This window comes from Alphaproteobacteria bacterium, assembly GCA_016699305.1.
GTDB lineage: Bacteria > Pseudomonadota > Alphaproteobacteria.
The window spans coordinates 1,074,515-1,091,345 of record CP064970.1; the positions used below are offsets into that span (position 1 = coordinate 1,074,515).

The window sequence follows — 16,831 nt, forward strand, 5'->3', positions numbered from 1 at the left end:
GACACCTTAACCTGGAATTTAAAGTTATTTCCACTATCTTGTTGCTTTCGCCCTTCCCCTCTTGCCCAAGGATCGATTCGAGCATGACTTCAACACCGGCTGACGCCTCTTTTGCGGTTCTGAATGGACTGGATGTCGACTCAGCGCGGCAGAGTGTCAGCGAGGCTTTGAACGGCGCGGATGACGGCGAGCTGTTCGTCGAGTGCGCGGCAAGCGAGAGCCTTGTGTGGGACGATGGACATTTGCGCAGCGCCAGTTTCCGCCAGCATCGGGGAATGGCCTTGCGTGCCTTGGCTGGTGAGGCATGCGTATTGGCGCATGGCAGCGAGGTCGGTCATGAGGCGCTGGATCGCGCAGGTCAGACCGTAAGACAGGCCCTGGCGGGGCGGAATGGCGTGTGGGACTCCACGCCGATCCAGGCGGCAGGGCCTTGCGTGGCGGAAGCCGGCGATCCCTTGCGTGAAGGAACGATGCCTCAACGTCTGGCTTTGCTGGCCGAGATGGATGGCCTATTGCGCGCCCGCGATCCGCGTGTGCGGCAAGTCAGCCTCAGCTGGAACGCCGAGATTCAAGACGTGGCCATTTTACGCCCGGACGGGCAGATCGTGACCGATCATCGGCCCTTGGTGCGGGCCGGCGTCAATGTGGTGCTGCGTCAGGGCGAGCGTCAAGAAAGCGGCAGCGGCAATGCGGGCGGACGCGGCGGTTTCGACTCGTGGCTATCCATGGATTCGTGGCAAGTCTTGATGGACGAAGCCTTGCTGAATGCCTCGCGCGCGCTTGAATCCATTCCTGCCCCGGCGGGCGAGATGACCGTGGTGCTGGGGCCGGGCTGGCCCGGCGTGCTGTTGCATGAGGCGGTCGGGCATGGACTGGAAGGCGATTTCAACCGACGCGGCAGTTCCGCTTTTGCCGGGATGGTGGGCCAGCGCGTGGCCGCACCGGGCGTGACCGTGGTCGATGACGGCAGCTTGCCGGGACGGCGCGGATCCCTGACCGTGGACGACGAAGGCACCCCCACGCAGCGCACCGTGTTGATCGAGGACGGCATCCTCAAGGGCTATTTGCAGGACCGGCTGAATGGCCGCCTGACCGGCGTGGCCTCGACCGGCAATGGTCGGCGTCAGAATTATGCCTGCCGTACAATGCCACGCATGACCAATACCTTCATGCTTTCTGGCGTCCATGATCCGGCCGAGATCATCGCCAGCGTCCCCAACGGAATCTATGCCACGCATTTTGGCGGCGGACAGGTGGATATCACCTCGGGGCAATTCGTTTTCGATGCCACCCAGGCCTTTCTGATCGAGAACGGTCGTATAGGTGCCCCTTTGAAAGGCGTTAGTCTGATCGGCGCGGGATCGCGGGTGCTGCAGCGTATCTCCATGATCGGCCATGACAGCCAGATGGATCCGGGTATCGGATTTTGTGGCAAAGAGGGGCAGACTGTGCCTGTGGGGGTGGGGTTACCCACTATCAGGCTTGACGGCATCACCGTCGGGGGACAAAAATTTTAGCCTATGAAGATTCCCTTTCTTAGCCTTCTGCTCTGCGTACTGGTTCCCCCGGTATGGCTTTCTCCAGCTCCAGCCTGGTCCGCAGGTGCCAGCAAGGCGTCCATCCCGACCAAATCCGCCCCCGCCGCGCAATCCGCGATGTTTGGCATGTGGGCGACCCACAGCCTCGATGAAAAAGGCGGGACCACCTGCTACATGTCGCTGCGTCCCATCAAGCCTGCACCCTGGAAGGTCAAGGGCAAGCGGCGCGGCTCCACTTATGTGATGATTACCCACCGTCCGGTGGAGGGCAGTCTGAATGTCGTGTCCGTAACGGCAGGCTACACATTTAAATCCGGGAGCGAAGCGATAATTCAATTCGACTCCAAAAAAGATATGCGACTTTTTACCGAAGGTGATACGGCCTGGACGCGCGACTCAGCAGCTGATCGCGACTTGGCCAAGTTGGTTCGTACATCAAAAACCATGACAATTAAGGGTCATTCCATTCACGGAGACATCCTATCGGACAGCTATGATCTGACCGGCGCGATGGCGGCCTGGAAGTCGATCAGCAAAAGATGTGGGGTCAAGGAATGACCTTCCTGCCACAGGGGCGGCTGATTTATGTGTGGAAGATGGTAAGTCCCTTGCGCTTGATGGTGGAATCGCCTATTCCTTGCCTAGGTTTCGACATGATTCGTGGTGCCTGATGGCTTGCGAGTCTGTGGATTGTGTTTCGTCCATGCCGTTGGGGAGGTTCCTCATGAAGTTGGTTGCGCTTAGCGCGATGATGATGCTGTCGTTGTCAGCATGCATGATGTTCCCGGAAGCGGTGCCTCCCAAGGCCATTAGTTTCCGCGACACGGCGGTGGCCGCGCCTACGGACAGAATTATGGTCCTGGTAGCGGGAACTTCGTTGGAAGAGCGCCAAAGGCTTGAGCGCCGCTTGGAGCGTCAGCTGGGAGCCGTGGGCGTCGTGGCCTTCCCCAGTGTCGATGCGTTCCCGCCGACACGGCCCTACACGCCGCCTTATGTGGTCCAGGCTCTGTCTGGGACGGGTGCGACGATGGTCTTGGCCATGGTGCGTCAGGGCAGCACGACGACCAAGGATTGGTTGCCCGAGAATGCCGTTCAGTCGCAAACACGCACGATCGGTACATTGATGGCAGGCATGGAATATGCGCAAAGCCAGCGCCGCGGCGGTGAGCGTTTCGGTGGCTTCTCGGCACCGCTGACCAACACGCGCTTCGATGCTCTGTTGTTCAATGTTGCGACTGGCCAGGTGGCATGGCGTGGCTTGATCGCCAGTGGCGGCAGCCTTTATTCCGAATTCCACACCAAGGGTCCTTTTGCGGATGACCCCATCCAGGTGATTTCGGAAAAAACAGTTTGGCGTTTGGGCCGCGATGGCGTTGTGCCGTTGCCAAAGGAGGACTGACCTCTTTCTCGCCTCTGCATTATCCTTTCGGGGATAGTGAGTGTGATCTAAGGCCGATCTGCGATGCAGACCGGCCTTTTTTCTAAGAAACAGCGGTCATGCTTGGCTATTGAGTTCTATATGAACAGGAAAAACAAGGGCCTGCTATGCAGCTAAGCGCGGGAGTCTGGTGCTATGGCAGGCTATGCATAACGCCAGCACGGCCTGGAGGCTAAGCCGTTGGTTTGGGCAAAAGCGAGCTTTTTAGGACAGATCCGATCCTGCGGATTGGGCCTAACCCATCTCCAGCTTTCGACAGCGGTTTTTCTTCTACCTGAGACGTTGGTTCTTCAGCTTTTCCAGACGGCTTCCATCTCGTCAAAGCGTCCAAAATGGGGGCAAACAGCCTTTTGGCAAGCTTTTTCTCTTGGGCCGAGACGTCCATAATCCCAGATTTTGCGTCCTTTTCCACACGGGCGACCTCATTTGTCGCTTCGGCCACGGCGCTTTTTGTCGCTTCAGATAAATAGTCCGGATGTTCAGCCAGGTAATAATCACCTATTTCGTTGCTCATATTGTCTCGTTCCTTGGTGGGTAGCATGTCACGAAAAGATTTATCACTTTTCCCGCCATTGAGAGCAACGACCGCCTTGCGCACAACGATGTCGGTAGGGTTGGTGTCTCTCCATGATCCCTCAATCGTTGCTTTTGGAGCCAAATCCCATTTTTCTTCTAATGCCGCTTGCGAATCGCTGTCCAAGGCTTGATAAGCGCTATGCATACTCAGCCAGTAAATTGTCTTGGTTTTGGCGTCCACCTTTTCCGCCGCCTTCTCGCGGATTTTGGTGTACACACGATGCGCGGCGGAATTGGCCACATCTAACGGCACGTTTGGATCAAGCAGACTGGGCAGGGTGTTATGCGATGGATTATCCGAATTATTCCTTGTTATCATATCTAAGGCGCGCAAATCATACACAATTTGACGCCCCATTTCCGGGTCCATATCTAAGTCCTTGGCATGTTTTTTCGCCGCAGCAATGGCTGCTCGGTCCGCTTCAATCTCCAGAAGTTGCATTTCTTGATCGCCATACACTTTTATGCCGCCCGATTCCTCTCGATCCATCTGACGCCGTCTTACATGCTCGATCTCATGCGTCGCGAAAACCATTTCAGACCTACTTCCGGGGTCCTTGCCCGAAGGGCCAATATATTCCCATTGAAATTCTCCCAGAGTATTCATAGTATCCTGAAAAGTCTCCGATTTATTTGGAAAGACCATGAAAGGGGATTGTATAGAACTTACTGTCGAGACATTCAATCCATCGTGGTTTTGTTTGCCAATATTTAATAGAATAGCCGCCATGTCGATATTATCCGCAGGTATACCATTTCTTTCCAAAGTTTCATCTACAAGTTTCCTGGATTGATCAAATGTTATTCCTGAGAAGTCTTTATAATCAAGATGTTCATCTAATATTCTTGCCATTCCACGGACTGCACTTTTTGCATATCCGCTTAATTCGTCATATGTCGCCACCACAGCCGTTATATCTGTTAAATGTTTTGGTGCCGTAAGACATATTGCCTTCAAAGTCTGTTCGCCCAAACGTTCTTTTGTTTCTGGTGTTATCAGAAATTTTGGCGCCGGCGCATCCTTGCCCGTTATTCCGGAGCAGTCTAATTCACGGGCGGCGGCCTTGAAAAGATCCAGCGCATTCGTCTCAACGGGAGCGCGTAACGGTGACACGCCCTCGTTCCAGTCTCCTGCCATGGCATTGCTTGGGAAGCCTGTGATCAGTCCAAGTGTCAGAACAGGGCCTAATGCGCGATTATGAGGTGTTAATCTAGGCATTGTATTCTCCACTTCATTGCGTAATCATTATATATAATAATGAAACTAATTACAAGGATTTATTGGTTTCTTCGCTTTGCATCAACGAGATAATATGGATGCGCGTATCGCCATAACGTCGATCCAGGCGCAATTCCAGCCCTGGGGGCAGGGGCAAGGTTTCAAGGGCGGCGGTTTCGACCACCACCATGGCACCATCGGCCAGCCAGCCTTGACGCATCAAGACGGGCAAGACCCGCGCGGGGATGTCCTGGCGATAGGGCGGGTCCAGGAAGATCAGTTGGCAGGGCTGCGCGGCGGGGGGAATTTTCAAAATATCAGCGCGGATGAGGTGAAAGCGTTCGGGTGGGATCGACAACCCGGCCAAATTGCCATGCGTGGTGCGCAGCGAAGATTGGGCGTTATCGGCGAAACTGGCATGCGCCGCCCCGCGCGAGAGGGCCTCGATCCCCAGCGCCCCGGTGCCGCAACAGGCATCCAGCACCCGCGCGTCTTTAAGCACCGAACCCGCGCGCACCCAGTCGCGGTGTTCCAAAATATCAAAGACCGCCTCGCGCACTTTGTCGCTGGTCGGGCGCACCTGGGAGCTGGACGATGCCGTCAGCCTTTGCCCCCCGTAAACTCCGCCGATAACCCGCATCGCCCTTTAGCCTCGTCCCGGTTCGTCTTCTTTGTTGAAATAGGAGGGGATCTGCTGACGCAGCACAAGCCCTGAAATCTCGTCGGCGGACCCCACATTCAGCTTGCCCAGCTGGAACGGCCCATAGGCCACGCGGATCAGCCGTGTGACGATCAAATCCAGATGCGCCATCAATTTGCGCACCTCGCGGTTTTTGCCCTCGGTCAAGGATACCTGAAGCCAAGCGTTGCTGCCGCCTTGCTGCCGCTCTAAGAACGCCTGAACGGGGCCATAGCGTACGCCATCCACCGTAATGCCCTGGGCCAGACGATCCAGCGCGCCAGGGGCGGGCACACCATGCACCCGCACGCGATAAACCCGTCGCCAGCCGGTGCTGGGCAATTCCAGATGCCGCGACAACGCGCCGTCATTGGTCAGCAGCAATAGGCCTTCGCTGGGGAAGTCCAGCCGTCCCACCGACACCACGCGCGGCAGGCTGGGCGGCAGATGGTCGAACACCGTCGGGCGGCCTTGTGGGTCGCGCGCCGTGGTCATCAATCCGGCCGGTTTGTGATAACGCCACAGGCGTGTGGGTTCGGGCGCGTTCAGCGGCTTGCCGTCCACGACCACTGAGTCCCCAGGCCCCACCGTGATGGCCGGGCTGGTCAGCACCTTGCCGTTCAAGACCACGCGGCCCTGTTCGATCCAGCGTTCGGCATCGCGGCGCGAACACAGCCCCGCCCGCGCCAAACGACGCGCGATGCGCTCTTTCGTGTCGGCGCTTGCGGGGGGGGCTTCCACAGCGGCTTGGTCCTTGGGTTTCCCTCGGGACTGGCCAGCGGCCTTTGATTTTGCTAAGTCCATGACAGGCTATGTAGCATGGATCGATCATGTCTGGACACTCACAGTTCAAAAACATCATGCACCGCAAGGGCGCTCAAGACGCCAAGCGGGCGCGCGCCTTCACCCGTATCGCGCGGGAAATCTCGGCTTCGGTGCGCGGCGGCGCGGCGGATCCGGGGTCTAACCCGCGCCTGCGCGCCGCGATGGAGGCCGCCCGCACGGCCAATATGCCGCGTGAGCGCATCGAACGCGCCGTCCGCTCCGCCCTTCCCGGCGCGGCGGGGACGGTGCCCGATGATGTGCGCTATGAAGGCTATGGCCCCGGGGGCGTTGCGATCATTGTCGAGGCCATGACCGACAATCGCAACCGCACCGCTTCGGAACTGCGGACCACTTTTAGCAAAAGAGGCGGCTCGTTGGGCGAGACCAATTCGGTGGCTTATATGTTCGAACGCATTGGCCGCGTGGTCTATCCCGCCTCTGCCGGCACGCCCGATGCCGTGTTGGAGGCAGCCATCGATGCGGGGGCCCAAGACGCGGTTTTCGACGGCGAGATTCACGAAATCACCGGCCCCCAAGACAAATTGGGCGATCTGCGCGACGCCTTGGAATCCGCCCTGGGCACGCCGCAAGAGGCCCGCTTGGCCTGGCGGCCCGTGATGCGCGCGCCCGTGACCGATTTGGCGACAGCCCAAAGCCTGCTGGGCTTATTAGAGGCGCTGGACGAGCTGGACGACGTGCAACGTGTTGAAACAAATGCGGAAATAGAGCCCGATATCCTGGATCAATTAGAGAAAGGCTGAATCGGCATCCCCGGCGCTGGCGCAAGTGTTTGACTCGCCTGCCCGTGCCGGTCTAGAAAGGTGTCCTTGCATAAGAGCCGCGCTCATCAGGGGCGCGGGGGGCTTGTGTGTTGTGTGTTCTGGTGTGTGGGAGAACAGGTATCATGTACGCCATCGTCAAAACCGGCGGTCAGCAATTCAAGGTCAGCGAAGGCGATGTCCTGCGCGTGAACCGCAGACCCGAGGAACCCGGCTCCGCCGTGAAGATTGAAGAAGTTCTGATGCTGGGCAACGAGACCGGCCAAGTCAGCGTGGGCGCGCCCGTTGTGGCCGGTGCCAGCGTGTCGGCCACGGTCGAGGCGCATACGCGCGGCGCACGCATCTTGATCTTCAAAAAGCGTCGCCGCCAGAATTCGCGTCGCAAGAACGGCCATCGCCAGGATTACACGATGATCAAGATCACCGGCATCCAAGGCAAGGTCGCTTAAGAGAGTTAAACTTCGCATCCGGGCGATGCCTGGATCGGTCAATGGCAGGAGTTCAAGGGTATGGCACATAAAAAAGCGGGCGGTTCATCGCGCAATGGACGCGACACGGCGGGCCGCCGTTTGGGTGTGAAGCTGTTCGGCGGTCAAATGGCCGAAGCGGGCAATATTCTGGTGCGCCAGCGCGGCACGCCGTATAAGCCCGGCCTGAATGTCGGCGTGGGCAAGGATCACACCTTGTTCGCCATGGCCGATGGCCATGTGCGCTTCAGCAAAGGCTTTGCCGGCACCACCGTCTCGATCGAGACGGCCTAACATCGGGTTCATACGGGACACCGTCTCGTTTAAAAGGGGCCGCAAGGCCCCTTTTCTTTTCCCGCTGAGGGAGAGATGGGTAGCGCTATGCCGAGGGTCGTTGGAAGAAAGGATAAGCCTTTATGCGGCGCTTATAGGGGGCCGCGCTTTCATATTTTAAGAGATTGTTAAGATGTGAATGACATGGCTATATTCAATTGCCCTGCTTCCTATCGCAATAAGGAATGGACGCCATGCTAAAAAAGACGATCATCGGTTTTATGCTGGCCCTGTTCGCAGGACCTCTCTCCGCTCATGCTGAAATGCCCGGACAGCCTTGCACCGCCGCGCAAATCGGCACAACGAAAATGGCCGATGACAAGCAAAATATCATCGCTTGCCTAGAAACGGGTAAAGCCGCCCCGGAGAACGTCCAAGAATGGAAAGCTATGACATCATCAGGTGGTGGCGGATTAACGGGAGGGTGCACGTTAGCCTATAGGCCAGGTGACCGTAACAGGGTAGGTTCTTCATTATATGTCCAAGAATCTTGGGGAATGGGCTGTAGAAAAAACGGCGCATCTGTAAGCATGCAAACAACGGTTCTCTATGGTAGCACCGCTTGCAATAGCCTGGCGGCTCAAGGGTACGAGTGCGGTATCTCTGAAAAAAAAGATGGATTGGAATCGACGGCATGCCTATGCGTGAAAAAGTAGCTTTTTTCTCTAAGGGTTCTTGTTCGTCGCCTTTGCTGGCTTCCTCGTTGGGTGGGCATATATTCAGCGGGATACGTTGTGCGCTTTGTGTAAAGTAAGTTGGCAATACCGTTGATCACACGGGGTAACACCGGGGCGCGGCTCTTATAGGGGGCCGCGCTTTCATATTTTAAGAGATTGTTAAGATGTGAATGACATGGCTATATTCAATTGCCCTGCTTCCTATCGCAATAAGGAATGGACGCCATGCTGAAAAAGACGATCATCGGTTTTATGCTGGCCCTGTTCGCAGGACCTCTCTCCGCTCATGCTGAAATGCCCGGACAGCCTTGCACCGCCGCGCAAATCGGCACAACGAAAATGGCTGATGACAAGCAAAACATCATCGCTTGCCTCCTTACTGGCAAAACCGCCCCGGAAAATGTTCAGGAATGGAAAGATATGGCAAATACAGACAAAAATATATCTTACTCACTAACGTGTGAAGACTGGAAAGACTCTGGATTCAGTAGCAAGGATGCTTGTATCAAAGATGGTCGCTGGCATCTTGTTTATATAAACGATGATAATGGGAAAACGACATTTGGAAGTCTTAAAGAGTTTAAAAGCTATACCGATCAGGGGGCTGATGTAAAAAACAACGATTACAATGGAGACAGTCATATTTGTCAGACTGTTGTGTGGAAAGGTAATCTAGTGCACTGCCTAGACGGCGTTCGTGTACAAGGTGAGGTATGGAGAAATGATCTCAAGTATAATGACAATAAGATTGGGCTGGGTGCTGTGGCACGCAGGTCTGATGGAGTAAGAGTATCTTCAAATGTTGTTCCAAGAAGTAATGGAGATTTAGAATTTGCTGTTTTCCCAACTCCGGGGATGGCGTTCAAATGGTTTGTAAGGTTTTAAATAAAAGGTGTATCAAGGATATGGCGGTTACAATGCTGATGATCGCACAGGGTAAGGCTGTAGGGAATGAGGCTGCTCATGAGGAATGCCATGATTGCTCTTGCGACGCTGCTGGTCGGTGTCAGTCTTGGTCTACCTAGCTTTGCCGCAGCATGGGCTACCCCTGGCGCGGCTTGTACCCAAGAGGGCGCAAACGCTAACAGCGATGGCTTTCTCACCTGTACCGGCGGGGTCTGGGTATCCAATGCCGTCCTACTGGGTACGACATCCGCCACATGCGATTCCACAAAGGCCGGATATATCCGTTATACCGGCGGCCAATTTGAGGGCTGCAATGGAACGGGGTGGATTTAGTTGGCGAGTAGTTCGCCCCTGAAAGTCTACAAGGCGGATGGCGTTACAGTATTGGGGACCTTGGTTGGTAGTTATGATAGATCTTGCCAAGGTATTGTCTATGCAGACAGTAATGGGATTCTTAATAATCTTTCTATGGGCGCCTGCTATTCGACTGGTGGATATGCCAATGTGTTTTTCTCGGGATCAAACTGTACTGGAACTACCTATTTTGATGGCAACACCCCAACCAATAACCTTGGTTACTGCTGTACCGGATCAGCTTCTTGTACTACAAATAAATGTGCGAGTGCGGGCTATGTAACTTCACTTGGTTATGTGCCATATGGAAGCTTCCGAAATAGTGCGGGGGCTTGCACTAATAATTCGTCCACAGTTTATCCCATGGCAACAGTTACGCCTTGCAGTGATAACGGCACTCCCTGCGTCGTGAAATAAGCAACCTTACCGATTTCTTTCCGGTTTAGTTTTTGTGTTCGTAGCGTCTGCCGACATCCTTGTTATCCTGCCGAACCATCTTTTGACTTTTGCGTTTTAACGGGCCGTGGATGGCCTGAAAGAGGCTGAATCGCAGACTCTTTTCTGAAATCCCGCACCATCGGCCAGGTCAGGAGATGGACTCCCGCCTTCGCGGGAGTGACTCACGAGGAGAGAAAGGCGCACAACAAACCATGCCGCGCTCATTGAAGCATCACCCTCTCAACTTGGTCATGCTCGCGCATGCGGGCATCCATCACCTGTCATTCACGCTGGTGCTGAATCGCAGAATCCTTCATCTCAATCACAGCGGGCCGCTTCATAGGCCTTTGTGAACCGCGCCTAAATATGGGATCACGGAAATATGACGAGCGGCGAGCGCTGAAGGGAAATCCACCCACGCGCCTTGACGCTCGGGGATAATATTCCATTTTTCTCCTGAAAGAGCTGGGAAAGTCCATCTCTTACGCCCATGATCTTCTCATGCGCCATAAAAAGGATCGCCCCATGCCCGCCGCCGTCAAGCCCGAAGCCCAAGATGCCGCCGCGCCCTTTGTGGGAGATAAAGCCCCCGATTTCACATTGCCCGCTTTGGGCGCGGCGACCGATACGGTGCGACTGCGCGACCTGCTGGATCATTGGGTGGTGCTGTATTTCTACCCCAAGGACAACACATCCGGCTGCACGGTCGAAGCCTGCGATTTTCGCGACTCCTTCGCCACTCTCAAGCGCGCAGGGGCGTTGGTTGTGGGCGTGTCGCGCGATAGCCTGAAAAGCCATCAATCCTTCCAAACCAAACACGATCTGCCCTTCATCCTGGCCGCCGATGAAGACGGCGCGACCTGCCAAGCCTATGGCGTCTGGGTCGGCAAGAGCATGTATGGCCGTTCCTATATGGGGATCGAGCGCAGCACTTTCCTAATCGATCCCAAAGGCCGCATCCACCACCTCTGGCGCAAAGTCAAAATCCCCGGACATGTGCAAGACGTGTTGGAGGTGATGAATAAGGGGAAGTAAGACCCTAAAAGAAGAAGGGCCGCGCTTTCCGCACGGCCCCGTCTTTTTCCCGAACGCCTAATCGTTAGGCGGGCACAGGCGGAGTCAGTATGGGCGGCAAACCGCGTTCCTTGCTTGGCCGCACGGCCCAAGCACGAGAGGCCGGCTGAGGCGCGGGCGGCGCATCCGTGACGTCCTTGATCAAGGCCACACGTTTCTTCAGTTCGTCGCCTTGATATCTCTGTGCCAACTGTCCTTCCATCATCTTGCGCATGGTGGCGCGTTCGATATCACTGCCACGCAGATCAACACTGCGGCTACCTCCGACAGTCCATGTGTCGAAACGGTCCACCACATACCCCACCATCAATTTCAGGGCATGATCTCTGATCTCGCGCGGGTATTCAGGCTCACCTTCGGGCGAAGGAAGCAAATCCAGGCTTTGATAGCCATTGGCCCCAAAACTGTGTTGCAGCACCGCCATTTTCGATTGGGACAAGCCAGGGGACTCGCTTTGAATCCTCACATGAATGGCCGTGTTGTGGGGCTTGGGATCGGCCAGATCCAACGTATAGAAACACGATTGATCAAAAGGAACCGTCGAATAGCCGGGCGGCGTTTCTTGCATGATAGAACCGATGACTGTGGCCCATGTCTCATGCGTTGCCCGATGAGCCTGCCATTCCGGCGCGGACGGATTCCCATGATATGGCGGGTTACGCAAATAACCGCCGTTCAAAGAATTGGCCCCCAAAGGCCCCGATATTCCTGGTTGAGCCCCTGGCGAAGAAGAAGATGCGCCGATACCTGCTTGCGACGCCGGTCGCGTATGTGGTGTGGGCGCGGCGGCGTTCTGATGCGGAACTGCAGGCGAGAGCATCGACGACAACGCCTCATCAATCAGTTTGTACGCATCTTCAACATTTGAATGCGCTCCCCAAGACTGCCGCAGCTGGGCTAGGCGAGCCATGACTCTGGCATAAGCCGACAATTTCTTCGTCGGATCCGCATTTGCTGGCGCTTTAATCTCACGAAGGGCAGTGAGCAGGTCACTCACTTGCTGGTTAAAGTCATGATGCGGACCGCCAGGCTGCTTGTCTTGCTGGGGAATGGCATCCCGTACCGCAACCAAGGATTCCATGACTGTTTTCATGGTTTCTTTTCTTTGTTCGGCAGACCCACTCGCCCCAAACGCCATCAGACTCCGCATTCTGGTCATTTGCGTCTTTTGAAAGAGCGGATAATCATGAATGTGGTGGAATTGAAAATTCCGTGTCAGCCGCTTGGTAAGAGCTGTGTGCACCTTATCACGCATCGAATGGGGATCGATGCTGCGGTCAAGCATCTCTTGGTATTCCCTGTGGGCCGCATCCGCATCTGTCGCGGCCAAGCGCATCAGCGCTGCAATATCAGTCCGTGCCATTCTCTGTCTCCTTAATAGCTAAACTCGATCTATTTCTGAATAAGTATCAAAACGCTTTCCGAGCGTTCTTGATGTGGATATTACTCGCGCTTCCAACACCTATCAAGCGTCAAATACTTTCGATTTTATCCCTTTCTTTCAGTCCCAGGAGTTATGATGATCTGTAATTTTACAAATATAATCATATATTTATTTGTTCATTCATCATAAAAACACGGCAACGATCATCATCATTCCTTAGCCTTTCTTGACTAACATCACGGAGACTGCGTGACCTGTCCGTTCTTGCGGGGAAGGAGGCGGAAATGTGGAAGGCTGTGGCGTTGGGATTGGCGCTGATTTGGGGCGCAGGCGCGGCATCCGCCGCTGAATCTTGGCCGCCGGGCAGTGCCTGGCTGTTGGGGCAAGCCAGGAAACAACCCGATTTCGCCCAGGCGGAAAGACTGCATCCCAACTTCTATCCGACGCGCGACGGACAAAGTTTTATCGTGGTCTGGCAGCCTCAGCGCGAAGCACCCAAAAAGTGGATCGTCTCGCTGCCCGGCACGGGAGGCTTCGCGACCAAGGATTTATCCATCTGGTATCCGCATCTTCAGGGCCGGAATGTCGGCGTGGTGAATGTGCAATGGTGGCTGGGACGCGGCGACCGGACCGAAGATTATTACACCCCGTCCCAAATATACCGCGAGATCGACTTGATCCTGGCGCGGCTGGGAGTCGCCCCAGGATCGGCCCTGTTGCACGGTTTCAGCCGGGGTTCGGCCAATATCTATGCCGTGGCGGCATTGGATCGGACGAAAGGGCACCAATATTTCTCGACCATCATCGCCCATTCAGGCAGCGCCAATGAGGGCTATCCCCCCACGCAAGAAATCGTCCGGGGAGCCTATGGCGCACGTCCCTTTGCCGGAACCCGCTGGATCACCGTCTGCGGCGAGCGCGATTCCAACCCCGAACGCGATGGCTGCCCCGCCATGCGCCGCACCGGCACATGGATCAAAGGTCTGGGCGGGACGATCGGCCTAGCCATCGAAGACCCGGAATACGGACATGGCGCGTTGCACCTGAACCCCATCAATGCCCGCAAGGCACTGGACGATTTCCTGGGACGATAGGCTTGCTTTACGCCCTATCCGGCTGACCACAGCCCCACGCCAGCGCGGACTTGGCGCATCGTGGCCTCGGCTTCGGTGGCGGCCAGCTCGGTATGCTGCTTGACGCTGCTTTGCGCGAACAACACGCAGTGCGCGGGGTCGATCCCCGCCGCGATATAGGCCGCCGCGATTTCGCGCGTATTGGTCGCCAAGTTTCCCGCATGTTCGAGGTAGAGGTGGTTCAGCCTTCCTCCTGGAGACCGTCTTTTGACTTTTGCGTTTTAACGGGCTGTGGATGGCCTGAAAGAGGCTGAATCGCAGACTCTTTTCTGAAATCCCGCACCATCGGCCAGGTCAGGAGATGGACTCCCGCCTTCGCGGGAGTGACTCACGAGGAGAGAAAGGCGCACAACAAACCATGCCGCGCTCATTGAAGCATCACCCTCTCATTTTAGTCATGCCCGCGCAGGCGGGCATCCATCACCCGTCGTTTACGCTGACGCTGAATCACAGACTCTTACCCAACAACGGCGGATGGAGCCTTTTCATAGATTTCCACAAACAGCGCCGAAATAGAGGCATAAAGCGGCAGGCCGCTTTCGTGGGTTTCCTGCTAAATTCTAGGGGTATCTGATGCTCTTTGCTCGTGGCTTTGATTTGGTCTGACCGCTTTCGGATTCGCGTTAAGATGCTTTTCAAGCAGGGGGAAAGCCCCTTTAAACCACAGCCCCAGCCTTGCATAGACATCTTCTTGCCCAAGCGGTGGCTTGGCGTGGACCGCGAGCACCAACTGACCCATGGTAGGATTAGCCCCGGCCAATCGGGGGAATATCTCCCGCCATTTAACGTATTCTTCCTTGTCCCACAATTTACGCGTTTGTTCTTTGCGCCTGGCTAACTGTTCTTTTACTGGCAAATCCTGCGGTATCTGGTCGAATATTAATCTCTGCTCGTGATAGAAATCGGGATGCAGGTTCAGCTGGAACCAGTTCATCGTGCACGTCGCCGCGATAACCTCGTGGATATACTGCCGTACGGCGGCGCATTTCTCGGGCACCTCCAAGAATTCTTCCAAACGGTTGGCGATATCCGCATCGCAGATGCCCGGGACCCTAAGCCGGGATTCCATCGTCGGCCCCATGCCGCCCGAGTTATAATCGTCATAGGCCATAAAACCACCAAGGCCGAGATCGTGATTGCGCTGCGACCAAGGAACATCGCTGCCGGGCCCATGATCAGGGAAGGGAGGCAGATAGCTGCCCAGCGGCAAGACTAATTCTAGGTCCGGCCATTTGCCTAACGCGACTCCATAGCGAAATCCGCTAGGCAAGACGCGTTCGGACGGATCCTCGCGCCCTAGGAATAACCTGTTACATTTTCCTTCAACACTTCTTTTCCGCGTCATCCAAGCGGCTTCATGAGCCAGCAAGTCGTGCACGATCCCATCGATCCATTCCGCGCGCTTGGGCGACCTTTCGGCGACATCCTTAAGGGCCGCCGCACGGATTGATAAGTTGCTTTCGATGACGTCCTTGGGCATCGGCCAGTCGGAGCGACGCAGGGCGCGAAGATTTGCTCGGCCATCTTTTTTCCAATGAATGGGAACGATTTTCTCGATCATCGCCTCGCCCAGATGATGCCGTAAATGTTCAACGAAATGCTCCACTATCATGGGAGGCAGATCTATGTCCAAGTCAAGATCCCCGTAAGAATCCATTTTCCATGCGCATGGATCGACATCCTTGCCTGCGCTGGCCCGCATTCTGGACAGCTGAGATTCAAACATGATGGCGGGACCAAAAACCCTTATCAGCCATTCTGTGGCTTGCTCAAAAGTGTGTTGGTGGCGATCATCTTGTGTCATCGCGTTCTCTCCAAGACAAGAAACACCGGCGATACGTATCGTATTAGCTCAGCCGTCTGATAAGGTAAACAGTCTTCCCTCTATAGCGATGGGTCAGGCCAGAAGAACCATCCTCCAGCTACGGCCCAACTCGGCCCTACATCCCGAACGCGAGGCCAGCCCATTCTTTCTTGATCAGTCCCCCGCTGACCACAATCCCACGCCAGCGCGGACTTGGCGCATCGTGGCCTCGGCTTCGGTGGCGGCCAGCTCGGCGCTGCGGGATAGGATGGCGTCTAGATGCGCGGCATCGGACATCAAGCGGCGCATATCGGCGGTGATCGGGGCCATTTGCGCCACGGTCAGATCCGCCAGTTTCTCCTTGAAGGTGGAAAAAGACGCGCCCGCATACTCGGCCAACACCGCCTCGCGCGATGTATCGGCAAGGGCGGCGTAGATCGATATCAGATTGTCGGCTTCGGGGCGCGATTCCAACTCCGCCAGCGTGGCGGGCAGCGGGTGCGGATCGGTCTTGGCCTTGCGGATCTTCAAGGCGATGGCATCGGCGTCATCGGTCAGGTTGATGCGCGAATAATCGGACTCGTCCGATTTGCTCATTTTCTTGGTGCCGTCGCGCAGCGACATCACTCGCGCGGCCTGGCCCTGGATCACCGGCTCGGGCAAGGGGAAAATCTCGGTCCCGAAGGCGCGATTGAACGCGCCCGCGATATCACGCGCCAATTCCACATGCTGCTTTTGATCGTCGCCCGTGGGCACATGGGTGGCCTTGTACATCAAGATATCGGCGGCCATCAGCACCGGATAGGCGTATAGGCCCAGCCCCGCTTGCTCTTTGTGTTTGCCCGCTTTGTCCTTGAACTGCGTCATGCGGTTCAGCCATCCCATGGGCGTGATGCAGGAAAATATCCAGCCCAGCTCGGTATGCTGCTTGACGCTGCTTTGCGCGAACAACACGCAGTGCGCGGGGTCGATCCCCGCCGCGATATAGGCCGCCGCGATTTCGCGCGTATTGGTCGCCAAGTTTCCCGCATGTTCGGGCGTGGTCAGGCCATGTAGATCCGCGATGAACAGGAAATTTTGCGCTTGGCTTTGCATACGAACCCAGGGCTTTAAGGCCCCCAGATAATTCCCCAAATGCAATCCCGACCCCGTGGCGCGAATACCGGAAACGATGCGTTTTTGCGTGGTCATGTGCCGAATCCCTTAT

The 16,831-nt window shown here is 55.9% G+C and carries 18 protein-coding genes; 11 read left to right on the forward strand and 7 right to left on the reverse strand.

The window, feature by feature from the left end:
- Nucleotides 1-83 precede the first annotated feature (83 nt).
- From tldD to IPI58_05030, 3 genes are all read left to right on the forward strand, one after another.
- Nucleotides 84-1,517, forward strand: coding sequence for a metalloprotease TldD (gene tldD, locus IPI58_05020; GenBank protein QQR68224.1), 1,434 nt, complete (start codon nucleotides 84-86; stop codon nucleotides 1,515-1,517).
- Nucleotides 1,518-1,520: 3 nt separating this feature from the next.
- Nucleotides 1,521-2,096 (forward strand): hypothetical protein, encoded by a 576-nt coding sequence (locus IPI58_05025; protein QQR68225.1) that lies wholly within the window; start codon nucleotides 1,521-1,523, stop codon nucleotides 2,094-2,096.
- Nucleotides 2,097-2,262: 166 nt separating this feature from the next.
- On the forward strand, nucleotides 2,263-2,937 hold the full coding sequence (locus tag IPI58_05030; GenBank protein ID QQR68226.1) for a hypothetical protein: 675 nt from the start codon (nucleotides 2,263-2,265) through the stop codon (nucleotides 2,935-2,937).
- Between the two features lie 211 nt (nucleotides 2,938-3,148).
- On the opposite strand, the gene IPI58_05035 is transcribed toward IPI58_05030, so the two are convergent.
- From IPI58_05035 to IPI58_05045, 3 genes are all read right to left on the reverse strand, one after another.
- On the reverse strand, nucleotides 3,149-4,690 hold the full coding sequence (locus IPI58_05035; GenBank protein ID QQR68227.1) for a hypothetical protein: 1,542 nt from the start codon (nucleotides 4,688-4,690) through the stop codon (nucleotides 3,149-3,151).
- Nucleotides 4,691-4,820: 130 nt separating this feature from the next.
- Nucleotides 4,821-5,411 (reverse strand): 16S rRNA (guanine(966)-N(2))-methyltransferase RsmD, encoded by a 591-nt coding sequence (rsmD, locus tag IPI58_05040; GenBank protein ID QQR68228.1) that lies wholly within the window; start codon nucleotides 5,409-5,411, stop codon nucleotides 4,821-4,823.
- A gap of 6 nt (nucleotides 5,412-5,417) precedes the next feature.
- Nucleotides 5,418-6,254 carry an rRNA pseudouridine synthase gene (locus IPI58_05045; GenBank protein QQR68229.1) on the reverse strand — a complete coding sequence of 279 codons (837 nt, stop codon included), beginning with the start codon at nucleotides 6,252-6,254 and terminating at the stop codon, nucleotides 5,418-5,420.
- Between the two features lie 26 nt (nucleotides 6,255-6,280).
- Here IPI58_05045 and IPI58_05050 point away from each other — a divergent pair, with 26 nt between their 5' ends.
- The 7 genes from IPI58_05050 to IPI58_05080 all read left to right on the forward strand — a co-directional run bounded on the left by IPI58_05050 (nucleotide 6,281) and on the right by IPI58_05080 (nucleotide 11,264).
- The gene (locus IPI58_05050; GenBank protein QQR68230.1) at nucleotides 6,281-7,036 is read left to right on the forward strand and encodes a YebC/PmpR family DNA-binding transcriptional regulator; all 756 of its coding nucleotides are present in this window, start codon (nucleotides 6,281-6,283) and stop codon (nucleotides 7,034-7,036) included.
- A 143-nt stretch (nucleotides 7,037-7,179) separates the two neighbouring features.
- Nucleotides 7,180-7,503 carry a 50S ribosomal protein L21 gene (gene rplU, locus IPI58_05055; protein QQR68231.1) on the forward strand — a complete coding sequence of 108 codons (324 nt, stop codon included), beginning with the start codon at nucleotides 7,180-7,182 and terminating at the stop codon, nucleotides 7,501-7,503.
- Between the two features lie 60 nt (nucleotides 7,504-7,563).
- Nucleotides 7,564-7,815, forward strand: coding sequence for a 50S ribosomal protein L27 (gene rpmA, locus IPI58_05060; protein QQR68232.1), 252 nt, complete (start codon nucleotides 7,564-7,566; stop codon nucleotides 7,813-7,815).
- Between the two features lie 233 nt (nucleotides 7,816-8,048).
- Complete coding sequence (locus IPI58_05065; protein QQR68233.1) at nucleotides 8,049-8,510, forward strand: hypothetical protein; 462 nt, start codon at nucleotides 8,049-8,051, stop codon at nucleotides 8,508-8,510.
- A 246-nt stretch (nucleotides 8,511-8,756) separates the two neighbouring features.
- Nucleotides 8,757-9,416 (forward strand): hypothetical protein, encoded by a 660-nt coding sequence (locus IPI58_05070; protein ID QQR68234.1) that lies wholly within the window; start codon nucleotides 8,757-8,759, stop codon nucleotides 9,414-9,416.
- A 90-nt stretch (nucleotides 9,417-9,506) separates the two neighbouring features.
- On the forward strand, nucleotides 9,507-9,770 hold the full coding sequence (locus IPI58_05075) for a hypothetical protein (GenBank protein QQR68235.1): 264 nt from the start codon (nucleotides 9,507-9,509) through the stop codon (nucleotides 9,768-9,770).
- 984 nt (nucleotides 9,771-10,754) lie between these two features.
- The gene (locus IPI58_05080) at nucleotides 10,755-11,264 is read left to right on the forward strand and encodes a peroxiredoxin (protein ID QQR68236.1); all 510 of its coding nucleotides are present in this window, start codon (nucleotides 10,755-10,757) and stop codon (nucleotides 11,262-11,264) included.
- 64 nt (nucleotides 11,265-11,328) lie between these two features.
- Here the strand turns inward: IPI58_05080 and IPI58_05085 are convergent, their stop codons facing one another.
- Nucleotides 11,329-12,396: a hypothetical protein gene (locus tag IPI58_05085; protein QQR68237.1), complete on the reverse strand. Its 1,068-nt coding sequence runs from the start codon at nucleotides 12,394-12,396 to the stop codon at nucleotides 11,329-11,331.
- Between the two features lie 575 nt (nucleotides 12,397-12,971).
- On the opposite strand from IPI58_05085, the gene IPI58_05090 reads away from it, so the two are divergent.
- On the forward strand, nucleotides 12,972-13,781 hold the full coding sequence (locus IPI58_05090; protein ID QQR68238.1) for a hypothetical protein: 810 nt from the start codon (nucleotides 12,972-12,974) through the stop codon (nucleotides 13,779-13,781).
- Nucleotides 13,782-13,795: 14 nt separating this feature from the next.
- Here IPI58_05090 and IPI58_05095 read toward each other — a convergent pair whose 3' ends face one another.
- From IPI58_05095 to trpS, 3 genes are all read right to left on the reverse strand, one after another.
- Nucleotides 13,796-13,972, reverse strand: a complete 177-nt coding sequence (locus tag IPI58_05095) for a hypothetical protein (protein ID QQR68239.1) — start codon at nucleotides 13,970-13,972, stop codon at nucleotides 13,796-13,798.
- Nucleotides 13,973-14,373: 401 nt separating this feature from the next.
- Nucleotides 14,374-15,624 (reverse strand): hypothetical protein, encoded by a 1,251-nt coding sequence (locus IPI58_05100; protein QQR68240.1) that lies wholly within the window; start codon nucleotides 15,622-15,624, stop codon nucleotides 14,374-14,376.
- 174 nt (nucleotides 15,625-15,798) lie between these two features.
- Nucleotides 15,799-16,815 (reverse strand): tryptophan--tRNA ligase, encoded by a 1,017-nt coding sequence (gene trpS / locus IPI58_05105; protein ID QQR68241.1) that lies wholly within the window; start codon nucleotides 16,813-16,815, stop codon nucleotides 15,799-15,801.
- Nucleotides 16,816-16,831 lie beyond the last annotated feature (16 nt).